Here is a 12437-nt window from a genome sequence, read left to right as displayed (position 1 = left end):
GCGGCACGCGCGAGGCTTCGTTCGCGCGAGGTGTCCGCCGGGCGCGATCGACTGCCGATCACGCCCACCGCGCGGCCGCGTAACTGCTGGGCAGTTTCCGGTACTGGACGTGGCCGCCGGTACGGGGAGCTTCGACACACATGCCGTTGCCGATGTACATGATGACGTGGCCCGGATTGTTCGGCCCCTTGAACGAACTCGAGGGGAAGATGAGATCGCCGGGCTTGATGTCTCGCGGATTCACCTTGGGCAGGGTGCGGTATTGGTCGGCCGCGACTCGGGGAATCCGGACCCCGGCGGCTGCCGCCGCGTATTGCATCAGGCCCGAGCAGTCGAAAGCGTTCGGCCCTTCCGCACCGTAGACGTAGGGGTCGCCGAGTTGGGCGAGTGCCACCTGGATGGCTTTGGCGGCGGCTCCGGTCGCGCCGGTGCTGCCGTTGGTGCCGGTGGGTGGTGTGTAGTTCTTGCCCGCGATGTTGTACAGGTACTGCTTGGTCAACCGGTTGATCGCGGCAGCGGTGTCACTGGAGGTGGCGCTGCCACCGGAGACGATCGACTGCGCTTTCAGCAACGCCGCGGTCAGGATCTGATGCACCTTCTGCTGCCCGGCCTTCGTGTACGCCTGCGGCCCCAACTCCGCCAACGCCACGTTCACCTCACGCACCAGCTTGATGATCGCCTTCTTGTCGACCTTGTTCGACCCCTTCAAACCCTGGACATACGACACCAACTGGTTGTCCACATTGTTGAACGCCTTCGCCGCGTTGCGCTGGAACAACCGCTTGGCCCGAATCGCCCGCGTCGTCGCACCACTACCCGAGACACCGCCGGACTGCTGCGGCAACTCCCGCGCCTGCGGATCAACCGGTTCCCCCTCCCCGTACACCCCCTCCAACTGCTTCAACACATCCATCGCCCGCGCCGCCTCCGGCGACATACCCCCCGCGACCGCACCCGAACCATCACTCCCCACACCCGAGGCCACCGGCGCCGAACCCCCACCATCACCCCCACCACCCAAACCCGCCAACGCCGAGGCGATCATCGGCAACATCCCCATCGCCATCATCCCCGCCATCGGCAGCACACCCGCCACCACCTCCGGATCCACCAACGGCTCCGGCTCCCGCTCCTCCTCCCGACCCGCACCCCCACCCCGACCCGGCGCCGACTCCACCCGCGGAGCCACCACACCACCCGGACCACCCGGCACCGGCCCACCAGGCACACCCACACCAGGCTGACCCGGCACACCACCCGGCTGACCCGCCTGACCAGGCACGACCTGACCAGGCACAGGCGAACCCGAAACACCCGGCGAGTTGGACGGATTCGACTGCCCGGCGCCATTGGATTGACCGGGTGCCGGAGCGCCCACTTGCCCCGGCGGAGCGGAAACAGCCGGTTGTCCCGGTACGCCCGTACCCGGCCGTGACCGCTGCTGATCCGGCCGGCTCGACCACGGCGTCGCCGGGCCGGTCTGCTGATCTTCCGCCGTTTCCGGCTCTTGCGCTGCTACCTCGACCTCGGTGGGCCAGATTTCAGCAGAGGTCATGATCGTCCCCCGGTTGTCGGTGCCGTCGGCAGGTGGAGGATGCCCGAGCGGTAGGTTCGAGCAATGGGTCGCAGACGTTCATCCAACCCGTCCTCACAAGTCGCTGTGAACTGATCTGGCAGCCTGGACAATTCGCGCATGTCAGTGTAGATGGATCCGGACCGGCCTCCCCGGTTCTGCCAGCGCCGCGCTTCCCGCAGTTGGGAAGCCTCGACAATGAAGACGTCGAAAGTAGGTCTCACTCATGGTCGATCGTCGCGTACACCCGCTCCGTTCGACGATGGGGAGTTCGATCGAAAGGCGGACTTTGCCGTGGTGAGGCACGAGCCTTGCGAGCCTCTGACCCAGGTGGTGTCGGCCGCAATGGACGCAAGTGATGACCGGTCGACCGCCGCGCACCGGCGTGCCGCCTAGCAACCGGGAGGTGATCTCATGGGCTTCTTCGGTATTCCTTGGACGAATGTCGCCAAGTTCGCGTTGACCACAACTGCCACCGTTGCTGGTGGCGCGGTCGGGTCGCTTATTCCCATTCCAGGCGTCGGCACCGCGTTAGGCGCTTCGGCGGGGGCCTTCCTGTCGGAGACGCTGTGGGACGGCTTCGCCACTGGCGACTGGGGCGAGGCAGCGAGTAATGGCGCCGAATCCGGCGCCTTGGCATTGCTCGGAGGCGGGGCCGGTGGTGCCGCCCGGGGTGCGTTCGCGACGCTGGGTGGGCGCAATCTGGCGAGGCGGATGCTCGACGGTGCGATTCACCCGGCTGTTCGAAACCCGGCCGCGAACGTCGGAGCCGCATGGACCGCGCGAGGCGCGTCCTTGAATGCGGCTCGCGGTTGGTTGGCCGGTGCCGGCGTAGGTGCCGGTCTTTCGAGCGCCGGGCATTCCGGGGGTCCGGGGTCGGCCCCGGGACAAGGGCAGTCATATCCGGCGACGTTGCCGACCAAGCCACTCAATGCATCGACAACATTCAGCACTAGCTGAGGGGCAGTTCTATGGTGGACATGCACCCGATGCTGATGCCCGACCGGAAGAAGATCCAGGAGGGCAATTATCCGGCCGAATGGGTCTTCTCGGTTTTCACCGATTCCTGCTTCAAGAGCCTGTATCAAAACTTCGATGGGATCTGGAAGAGTCTCGGAAAAGATTCGAAGAGTGATCCCCCCAAAGCCCCGGATGTGCCACAGGTCGCCCCTGCGAATATCGGCAGTTTCACGAACTACGCGGAAGTGGCGGTGCAACTGAAGCGGTCGTACAGCGACCTGAACAGCAACGTCACCGAACTGGTGAACTCGATACGAGAATCCGGAAAATGGTCCGAGGCGGGACAGCAGGTGACCAACAAGGTGATCGACGAGAAAATTGTGGCGATGGCGCCTACCGCACCGCCCCAGGGCATACAGATCGACAGTTTCATCTTGACTTGGGTGACGGCCGCCAACGATTCCCTTGCTACCGAGATAGATACCGTCAGGCAGGGGCAGAGCGGCGTGGCCAGGGACATCGATGATCAGACCAAGATGATCAAGGAACTACAAGATCAGATAAAGAAGCTGGAGGCGGCGGCGAACAACCCGGCGGGCACTCCGCCTCCCGTCGACACATCGAACTGGCCGACGACTCCCGGTGTCACCGACCCGACTGTCCCCCCCGCCGTGGACAACAGTGACTTCCCCCCTGGCCTGGACGGTCTCGACGATCCGACGAGTCCCAGTACGACGCTGCCCGATCTGGACACCCCCGGCAGCCCCGGCTCGACCGGCCAGACGCCGAGCAGCCTCGACCCCAGCGGGACCACGCCGGGCGTGACGACACCCACCACGCCGAGCGTGCCGGTGACCCCCGCCACGTCACCGATGGGCTCCGGCATGGACCTGATGAGTTCCATGCTGCCGATGATGATGCAGCAGGCGATGATGCGGAACATGGCCGACCAGGACTTGAACAGTCGCCGCAGGGACCTGGACCCGAGCCGCTACGACGACGAGCTCGATGCGGTGGCCCCGCCGCCGGTCGCGCCGCCGGTCACGGCCCAGCCCGCCGTCGCGCAGCCGTCCACGACGGCCCCGGCGACGCAGCACGCCACGGCCCCCACCGGCACGACGTCCACCCAGCCCGCGGTCGCGCCCGGACGAACACCGGACGCGGACGGCAGCGTGACCTACACCTTCCCCGACGGACGTACGCAGAAGGTGTCCGCCATGGTCGCCCAAGTCCTCGACGCGGCGTTCGGCAACCACGCGAGCACCGACGGGCAGAAGGCATACGAGAAGACGCCGGCGAAGTGGTCGGACAAGAAGCAGATCGGCCAACGTGTGGGTGATTACCAGCTGATGACCGGCGACGTCGCCACGTGGACGAACTCGACCGCGATCCTGGTTGTGTTCCCTTCCGACCAAGGTGGCACATTGGAGGTCATCGTCAAGGGCGAGCTGAAGCCCTTCGACCCGAAGATGCCCGAGATCGCGTCGGAGACGAACACTTTCGAGGGCTTCGCGCACCCGAACGGCATTGAAGTGACCGCGCCGGCGGACGGGGGCGCGCCCTCGGGTACGCCGGGGTCGGCCGATCAGTCCGCGGCCGCGGCAATGCCGGTTGTCGCGACACCCGCGGGCTGATCGCGCGAGCAGTGCGGCAGATGAGGAGAGGAGGTCGCGATGGCGCTGAAGGTGGATCCGCAGGAACTCGTCGCTGCGGCGTCGAAACTCGCCGCGATGGCGCGCGATACCGGCGCGGCGATGCCTGGGGGTTGGGTCGTGCCCGCGGGGGCTGACCCGATTTCCGCCGCCGCGGTGCCGCAACTCAACGCGCAGGCCGCGTCGTTGTTCAACGGGATGGCGGGCGTTCTCACCGATATCCAGCGGACCGCGTACAACATCGGCGCGGCCGCCGCCGATTACACCGCGGCCGACGACGACGGCGCTCGGACCATCAACGGCAGCGGCGGTGAACTCCTCGCCAACCCGGTCGGCGAAGTGCAGGAGATCGGCCAACGACGCCCGCCCGGTCTGCGGTTCCCTGCCGCGGGCGGCGCGGTCGACCCGTTGACGTTCGCGCAGCAGCTGCACTCGGGCCCCGGACCGGGTGCGGCGAAGGGATTCGCGGACGCGCTGCGCAAGTTCGCCGGCGGTCCGCATCTCGCGGCGATCGAGGGCGTGACCTCGGCGGCGAAGTCGATGCAGAACTGGGAACCGGTCGGCTCCGCGGCCGCAGCGGAGCTCGGCCAGCGCCGCGGGTGGCTGGACCAGCTCGGCCTCGGCCTCGGGATGCTGGCCGACGGAATCGATACCTACAGCGACGCATTCCGGACCGCGAAAGCCAAACACCCCACGCCGGAGGAGATCATCGCCGCGCGCAAGGAGCTCATCGCGGCGATGCGCTCCAAGAACGAGGTCGGCATCCAGGCCGCCCTGGCGAAGTTCAACGAGCAGAACGCGCGTTCGGCGGAGACGATCACCGGCTACTCCACCGAGGTCGGCTCGAAGGTGGGCGCGAGCGAAGGAACCAGCGAAAGCGCTGGAAAGGGCAGCGGCAGCGGTGACAGCAGCGCGTTGACCCAGATGCTGCCCGCCCTGATGAGCGCGATGGCTTCGGCCGGGATGCCGCTGAGTCAGCTCGGACAGTCGGATACGTCGGACGCCTACGACGACTACGGCCTCGACGACTACGGTTACGACGACCTCGGCATCCCCAGCGGACTCGGTACGGGCAGCCCGAGCGGGATGCCCGCAGGCAGTCCTGGCCTCGGCATCCCGGATGTCGAAGCGGAAACCGTTGCGGCGGCGAGCGCCTTGCCGGTGGCCGCCGCGGCCAGCCTGGGTTCGGGCATGCCGCGCACACCGGTGATCGAACCTCTCGGTACGTCGTCGGCGGCCAACGCCGCCGCCGCGCGCGGCGGATCGCCGATGATGCCGTACATGCCGATGGCGCCCGGCATGGGCAACTCGGGTGGCAACAACGACCGCAACCGCGTCGTGGCGTGGCATCCCGACCGCTTGATGTACGTGGACGACACGCCGCACACCGAAGCGGTGATCGGTGAACGGCCGACCATTGCCCCGACCGTGACGCCGCCGACGCCCGCGCCGAGCAATCAAACCCCTTCCCAACCCGGAGGTAACGCATGAGTGAGCGCAGCGAGGTGGCGTCGTGAGTTCCATCCACCCGGACGTGCAGGCGGCCTTGGACGCCGCCCGGGATCTGCGGCACCGGATCGCCGAGATGCGAGAGAAGATCGACAACATTCGCGCCCGCAGGCCGTCGCCCAGCGGCGCGGTCATCCCGGAGGTCGACGCGATGGGCAGGCTGACCGATCTCTACCTCGCGCCGGGCACGGCCGACCGGCTCACCTGCCCCGAACTGGTCACCGAGATCATGGCCGCGATCCGGGAGAGCACCGCCGACGCGGCGCGGCAGTATCAGAGCGTCATGGAGAACCCCATCGACGCCGACGAGCCGGTCGGCACCGCTTCGGGGCAGGCCTGATGACCGAGCCCGCACCGGAGGTCACCGTCGCGGATACGGTGCGGTGGCTGCACGACGAGGGGCTGGTCCGGCTGGCCGGGGTGGCGGACGGCATCTCGGAGATCATCGTCGCCTACACGATCGATGTCGCCACCGGAACCGTCTCCGCGCATCCCGCCACCGGTGGCGGCGCCGGCGCGGACGTGGTGTCCCTGGCCGCCGACGACCTGCCGTATCCGACGGGCACCGCCCGCCGTCTGGTGATCGCCGGTGTCACCACTACCGACGCGGTCCTGGTGATCGACCTGGCCGCGACGTTGACGATCGCGATCAACGCCGACCATCCTGAGCAGACGGCCCGCTCGTGGGTGCTGCAACTGCTGTTGAATCCGGAGGTCACCATCACCACCAACAGCGCCGGCGTCGCGATCGGCAGCAGTGCCAGGCTGCGGCAGAGTTTCATCCCGGGCGGCGGCGCGACGCTGGTGAACGTCGACGACACCCGGCCGCCGGTGACGGCGGTGACGTTGAACCCCGCCACGGAAGGCCCCGACCATCTCGACGTGGCCCCGGACGGCACCGGCGAGTTGTACCTCGGGGCCCGGTTCTGGCAGATGCGCCAGATCATGCGCATCGAGGACGCCGCCTGGTCCGCGCTTGCCGAGCGCCTGGAATCCATGACCGACGACGCCGACTACTTGATCAATCCGCAGCCCGGTGAACGATTCTCGGAGAGCAGCCGATGACCGACATACATCCGATCCACATGGACGATTACGACGTCGACGATGTCGATGAGGTCGACGAGCGGGAAGCCGTCGCGCCGGACTGGCGGAAGATGACCTACGAGGTGTTCAACCCCGACCACACCGTCGGCGTCGGATGCGACCGGGATGGCGAGATCATCGGCTTGTACCTCACCGATGACGCCCGCGAGAACGGCGACGAGTGGTTGGCGTCGCAGATCGTCAAGCTCGCGCGGCTGGCGCACGCGAAGTCGCGCGTGGGTCTGCGGGCGGAGATGGAGTACAAGGGCACCCGCTCCTACACGATCGATTCGTTCGACCTTCCGACCGAGGCGTCGTATCGCGCCATGGAGGAAGCCGAGTTCCGACGCGACACCTGAGTGCCGACCGCCGCAACGGCGAGACAGGACAGCGACATGACCGACAAATTCGATACCGACGATCCGCACGAGGTCGTCGCCGCCGCGCAGAAGTTCCGGACCGCGATCACCACGGTCGGCGGCCAAGTCCAGCAGATCAGCGGTGGTTTCGTCGCGCCACGGCGACCGGAATCGGAGATCGATCGGCGACTGGTGGCGCACACGCAGTGGATCAAGACCACGTTCGAGCGTGCGGTGCGGGCCAACGGCCGCCGTGTGGACGCGACGACAGCGGTCACCGCCCAAGTGTCGTACACCCACGGTGACGCCGATCGTGCGGGCGCCGCGGCGGTGCGCAGCCGTACCGAGTTCGTCTGACTCGCTGATGGAACCGGAGCGCGACAGTCCGTACTGGGACGCCATCGTCGGCGACAACTGGCCGGCGATCTCGCCGGGGGACTGGAGTGCGCTGGAACGTCTCGCGCGGGACGGTGCGGGGGCGTTGGACCTGCTCGACGCAGACCGCAGACGACGCGAATTCGACGAACGGGCCCGTTCCAGTGCCGGGCTGCAACCGGTCAAGGACGATATGGTGCGCCAGCGGATGAACCCGCAGGCATTCGCCGACGCGCTGGAGGCCGCGGCGGATACTTTCCGGGACTTCTCCGACCTGGTGTACCGGACCCGCAACAAGATCCTCGACATCGTCGAGGAGGCTACGGCGCGGGTCAACGCGACCAAGCGCGCGGCCGCGGCGGAGGACGACGAATCCGACGCTCAGGCCATCCGCAGCCGGATTCCCGGAATGATCGCCGCCGCGAGGGAAGACGTGGAGGATGTCGTCCGGGCGGCGCTCAATTCGATCAGCCCCCAGGGGCTGCCCAGTTTGGGCTTGATCGCCGACGCGCTGGGACAGCCGGGGCCCTGGGAGCCGGGCCATCGTAATGCGCACGACCACAGCGGAAACGACCACGGTGGAGACGACCGGGGACAGCACCGGCCCGCGACCGACCACTCCGGCGATCCACGGCACAACGGATCGCCGCGGACCGATCGGCCGAAGGACGATACGCCCGTTGTGGTGTTCCCGGAGAACGTGGACGAGCAGCCGGTCGTCGATACCGCCGACCCGTCGTCGCCCGGAGACGAAGTCGGGCGGCAGCCGGATCCCCGCACGAGCCAGGACACTTCGACCGAATCTCCGGCTACGGGCCCGGTGCCCGGCCAGTACCCGCCCGGCGGAACGACGACCGTCCCCGTGAGCAATACGCCCGGCGGAACCTCCGACGCGGGACCCGGCTTGACCGCCGCGGGCGGCCCGCCTCGCGGACAGCTCACGGATACCGAGCCCATCGCATCGGATCAGGGAGCCCCTGCGGACGGCGGTGACCACGATGCGCCCGGTTCGGACGCGCAGGATCCGCACGGAAGAGGCTCGGATGTCTCGGCCGACGAGGCCGAGTCCGGAACCCATGACCGCTCCACCACCGCTTCGGTGGCGGAAACGCACGACGCCGCGGCACCCGAGCGGATCACCGATGTCTCTGTGTCCGCGGCCGACCCGGCGGCGTCGGTGGCACCGCCCTTCGTCCTTCCTCCGCCCGGGGTGACGCCGGGTTACCTGGCGCCACCGGCACCGGCGCCCGCCGCCGCGGCGGCGGCCCCGAGCAGTCCGTCCGGACCGGCGGTCTCCGCTCCAGCGGCACAGGCGGGCTCGGTTCCGCCGCAAGTGCAGGCGAAGCAGACCACGGTTCCACCCGGCGAATCGCGCGGACCGGCAGCCGCGCCCAAGGTCACGGCGGTGAGCGCGGGACCGCCCCCCGGCGCGGGCGCGGTGGGCAAGACACAGCCGCCCGAGCGGACCGAGCAGCGCGCGGACGCGGGCAAGGACGAGGCGGACGACAGCGACGATTCGATGCGCAATGTCGTCGGTGCGGCCATGACCTCGGCGGCGGCTCCCGCGTTCGTTTTGGGCGCGCGAGTGGACGGGGACCTGGTGCTGGCCCGCACGCTGCTCGCGGGCGTCCTGGCCGCGGGCGGCGACGCGGTCCTCGGACTCGGGTGGGCGGTGTCGGTGATGCGCCACCAGAGCGGGATCACCGCGTTCGTCACCTCGAACGAGGGACGCGGCTGGATACCCGCCGGGTTGTACCTGCCGCGTGAGATGTCCACGCCGTGGGTGTGGGAGGTGGCCGAAAGCGCGTGGGAGGGCGTCGCCGACCCCGCGCGCGTGCTGGCCGAGTTCGGCCTCGCCTGGGGGCGCAAGTCCGGTGCTCGGCTGACCGCCGTCGTCTCCTCCGAAGGGATCGACGCCGAACTGCGACGGCAGTTGGGCGAGGTGCCGATCGAAGGGGAAGTGGCCGCCTCGTCGGCGATGGATTTCAGCGCGCCGCGACCCAGTCTGGTCGACCGCCTCGAACTGGTGGCGGCCCCGGCGCTGGTGCAGCGGGCCGCGGCCACGCCGGAGTCGGAGATCGGGCTGCGATGCTGGGAATTGGCCTCCGACGCGCACGTTCGGGTGCGCAGCGCCGGTCTGGGTTCCCCGGCCGCGCTGGGAGCGCCCGCGGCACGCGAGCGGATCCTCGGCGCGCTGCGGCAGCGCCGGGAAGTGCCACAGGAGTGGTGGGAGGAGCTCCGGGATGCCGACGATCTGCTCACCGCGACGATGCTGTCGCGGCGCGCCGATGTCTCGCGGGTCGCGCTGGGCGAGTTGCGCGCCGACCAAGGTGACGGCCGGTACGCGTCGGAGATGAGCGGCCTGCGCGCCATGGTCTTCGAACGGCGTTGCGACGAACTCGTGCTGCTGCTGGCGGAGGCGGCGACACGACAGGCGCTGCGCGACGCGATGTACGCGCACACGCAGATCGTGGGTCATCCAGGCTTCGTCGCACCGGCTCCCGCGCCCGCCGCGGCTCCGCCGCGCCGCCCGACCATCACCGCGGGGCCAGGCCGCTGATCAGTAGCTGGACACCGCCATCGTCGAGAAGCGTCGCCACCCGATGCCGCTGCGCAAGTGCAGATTCGGGTGACCGCACCGCGCTCCCCATTCCTGGGAAGGATCGACAATAGGGGGACGTGTGGTGGGAAAGGATCTGATCGAGCATGCCGAACAGCATGGAAATCGACCCTGCGGTTTTGCGTCAGCTGGCCGACCAACACAGTCGGGTCGCCGCCGACACCAGGGAATGGGCCAAACCGCCGACGGATTGGCTGGCGAACTTCCTGCCCACCTACGGCAAGATCGCCTACCCGGTCTATGAAGCGCTGGAGCGATACTACGACGCACGGCAGCGCGCGGGCGAGGCGCTGGCCAGTGAACACGATCGCACCGCGGAGTCGTTGCGTGCGTCCGCGGACGCCTACGAGCAATCCGACGACGATTTCGCCCAGTACATCCGGCAGGTGGCCGGCCTCACCGATCAACCGTCTCCGGTGCCGGGAAGCTCGCCCGATCCGCTCGGCACGGACCGCCCCACGACACCGTCCGTGTCCACGCCCGGTTCGTCGCCCGATGCCGGCCCGGTGACGGCCGGTCCCGCTTCCTCCGGTCGCGATTCGGCCGCCCCCGACGCCACGCAGACCGACCCGCTCGCCGCTTCGCAAGGCAAACCCGGCGAGGCGTCCCCGACCGGAGCGGGCGTGCCCGGCGCGACCGCCGCGTCGACGGACCCGGTGAGCACCAACGGCACCGGCACGCCGAACGCGACGGGAACGACGACACCGGGTGGCCCGTCGAGCACCGGCGTGACAGCGCCGTCGGCGGCCGGCATGCCGCCCGCCGGGGTCGGCCCGCTCAACGGGGCCCCGGACGATCGAGGCGCCACGCAGCCGCCCACCGGCGCGACGGGCCGGTCGGACCTGCCGCCCATGCCGATGCCGGTGGCGAGCCCGTTCGCCGCCGCCGTGGCGTCGGCGAAGGACAAGGAGGCCGAACCCGCGTACGTGGTGGGCGGCCAGGTGAACGACGATCTCGTGCTGGCCAGGACGCTGCTCGGGAGCGTGCTCGCCGCGGTGGACTCCCCGGTGGGCATGGCCTGGGCCGTCTCGGTGATGCGGGGTCCCGGTGGAACGGGTGTCTTCATCACGTCGAACGAAGGACGCGGGTGGTTGCCCGCCGGATTGTTCCTGCCACGTGAGGTTTCCACGCCGTGGAACTGGGACGAGTTGCTCGCCGCCGACGACGGCGCCGGATCGCCGTGGGAAGGAGTCACCGATCCGGCCCGGGTTCTGGCGGAATTCGGGTTGGCCTGGGGTGCGAAGGCGAACGCGAGTCTGTCTGCCCTCGTGTCCTCCGGCCCGATCGATCCGGGGTTGCGCAACCGCTTCGGTGAAGCCGCGATGGAGGGGCTCGTCGCTCCGTCCTATGACGTCGATCTGCGCGAGTTCACCCCGGATACGGCCGACCGGCTCGGCCTTGCCGGTTCGATCGCCGGCCTGGAACAAGTCTCGTCGGTACCCGACGCGCAGGTGCGATCGCGGTGCGTGGAACTGGCCCTCGACGCCCACGGGCAGGTCGGGCGCTCCGGACCGGCGCCCGTCGAAGCCGCGACTTCGCGCCGGGTCCGGGAACGGATTCTCGCCGAGCTGCAAGCCGGAAGGCCGGTGCCGCGCGAGCTGTGGGACGAACTGCGGGACGCCGACGATCTCCTGGCGGCCTCGATGCTGGGGCAGCGGGTCGACGTGGGCCGGGTGGAGATCGGGCAGCTGCGGCTGGAAGGGGCATCCCCCTTGCGTAGCATGGTTTTCGAGCGGCGTTGCAACGAATTGGTGCTGCTGCTGGCGAACGAGACGAGCAGGCAGACCCTGCGCGACGCCGTCTACGCCCACGAACAGGTCACGCTGCATCCACAGTTCGTCTCGACGCCGGCGCCGGTGTCCACCGCCGTGCAGCCCGAGCGTGTCGCCCCGCCCGCAGTGGTTCCTTCGGTCACCGCGCCGGAGGTCGCCGGAGGACCGCCGCCCACCGTCGTGGCCGCGCCTTCGACCCCGCCGCCGGTGGCGCCTCCGGAGCAGTCGTGAAAGCGCCACGAGCGTAGGTCATTTCATTGATCCGGGCGCGGCGTGGTGGGTGCGATCCCGCCGCGCCGCGTGCCGGACGTCGGTAGGTCTGTCGCTGAGGGTTCTTCCGGGGAGTCGGGCCATTGCCTGGGGACCACACATCGCCTCGGGCTGGTCCACGGACACTGACCGGAGCGTGGCGGCCGTTCACCAGGTTCGGCGGGATTCCGGCCCCGGACGGCTACTGGGTACCGCAATCGTGTACGAGAGCGCACATCATGCGCACGGTCACCGCCGCCGATTCGGCAGCGTTGATAGAGC

General features: G+C 69.1%; 9 protein-coding genes. 8 read left to right on the top strand and 1 reads right to left on the bottom strand.

Translation table 11 applies throughout. The features are described from left to right. Positions 1 to 58: 58 nt before the first annotated feature. Positions 59 to 1111: a C40 family peptidase gene (locus QMG86_RS24425; RefSeq protein ID WP_281875009.1), complete on the bottom strand. Its 1053-nt coding sequence runs from the start codon at positions 1109 to 1111 to the stop codon at positions 59 to 61. A gap of 1433 nt (positions 1112 to 2544) precedes the next feature. Between QMG86_RS24425 and QMG86_RS24420 the strand changes: the two genes are divergently transcribed. The 8 genes from QMG86_RS24420 to QMG86_RS24385 all read left to right on the top strand — a co-directional run bounded on the left by QMG86_RS24420 (position 2545) and on the right by QMG86_RS24385 (position 12137). Next, a complete protein-coding gene (locus QMG86_RS24420) occupies positions 2545 to 4167 on the top strand; it encodes a hypothetical protein (RefSeq protein ID WP_281875008.1) in 1623 nt (540 codons plus the stop codon). 39 nt (positions 4168 to 4206) lie between these two features. Further along, positions 4207 to 5676: a PPE domain-containing protein gene (locus tag QMG86_RS24415; protein ID WP_281875007.1), complete on the top strand. Its 1470-nt coding sequence runs from the start codon at positions 4207 to 4209 to the stop codon at positions 5674 to 5676. A gap of 22 nt (positions 5677 to 5698) precedes the next feature. After that, the gene (locus QMG86_RS24410) at positions 5699 to 6034 is read left to right on the top strand and encodes a YbaB/EbfC family nucleoid-associated protein (RefSeq protein ID WP_281875006.1); all 336 of its coding nucleotides are present in this window, start codon (positions 5699 to 5701) and stop codon (positions 6032 to 6034) included. Beyond that, positions 6034 to 6759 carry a hypothetical protein gene (locus QMG86_RS24405; protein ID WP_281875005.1) on the top strand — a complete coding sequence of 242 codons (726 nt, stop codon included), beginning with the start codon at positions 6034 to 6036 and terminating at the stop codon, positions 6757 to 6759. The genes QMG86_RS24410 and QMG86_RS24405 overlap by 1 nt, the downstream gene beginning before the upstream one ends. Further along, positions 6756 to 7139 carry a hypothetical protein gene (locus QMG86_RS24400; RefSeq protein WP_281875004.1) on the top strand — a complete coding sequence of 128 codons (384 nt, stop codon included), beginning with the start codon at positions 6756 to 6758 and terminating at the stop codon, positions 7137 to 7139. The genes QMG86_RS24405 and QMG86_RS24400 overlap by 4 nt, the downstream gene beginning before the upstream one ends. Before the next feature lie 36 nt (positions 7140 to 7175). Next, the gene (locus QMG86_RS24395) at positions 7176 to 7496 is read left to right on the top strand and encodes a hypothetical protein (protein ID WP_281875003.1); all 321 of its coding nucleotides are present in this window, start codon (positions 7176 to 7178) and stop codon (positions 7494 to 7496) included. A 7-nt stretch (positions 7497 to 7503) separates the two neighbouring features. Then, positions 7504 to 10074, top strand: coding sequence for a hypothetical protein (locus QMG86_RS24390; RefSeq protein ID WP_281875002.1), 2571 nt, complete (start codon positions 7504 to 7506; stop codon positions 10072 to 10074). Between the two features lie 146 nt (positions 10075 to 10220). Next, the gene (locus tag QMG86_RS24385; protein ID WP_281875001.1) at positions 10221 to 12137 is read left to right on the top strand and encodes a type VII secretion target; all 1917 of its coding nucleotides are present in this window, start codon (positions 10221 to 10223) and stop codon (positions 12135 to 12137) included. Positions 12138 to 12437: the final 300 nt, after the last annotated feature.

Origin of the sequence: Nocardia sputorum, from assembly GCF_027924405.1 — a bacterium.
Lineage (GTDB): Bacteria > Actinomycetota > Actinomycetes > Mycobacteriales > Mycobacteriaceae > Nocardia > Nocardia sputorum.
Note: the sequence above shows the minus strand (reverse complement) of the source record. Positions and strands in the feature narration are given on the sequence as shown.

Coding starts and splice junctions, on each gene's coding strand:
- QMG86_RS24420 (WP_281875008.1), top strand. CDS start 2,545: ATGGTGGACATGCACCCGATGCTGATGCCCGACCGGAAGAAGATCCAG.
- QMG86_RS24415 (WP_281875007.1), top strand. CDS start 4,207: ATGGCGCTGAAGGTGGATCCGCAGGAACTCGTCGCTGCGGCGTCGAAA.
- QMG86_RS24405 (WP_281875005.1), top strand. CDS start 6,034: ATGACCGAGCCCGCACCGGAGGTCACCGTCGCGGATACGGTGCGGTGG.
- QMG86_RS24400 (WP_281875004.1), top strand. CDS start 6,756: ATGACCGACATACATCCGATCCACATGGACGATTACGACGTCGACGAT.
- QMG86_RS24395 (WP_281875003.1), top strand. CDS start 7,176: ATGACCGACAAATTCGATACCGACGATCCGCACGAGGTCGTCGCCGCC.
- QMG86_RS24390 (WP_281875002.1), top strand. CDS start 7,504: ATGGAACCGGAGCGCGACAGTCCGTACTGGGACGCCATCGTCGGCGAC.
- QMG86_RS24385 (WP_281875001.1), top strand. CDS start 10,221: ATGCCGAACAGCATGGAAATCGACCCTGCGGTTTTGCGTCAGCTGGCC.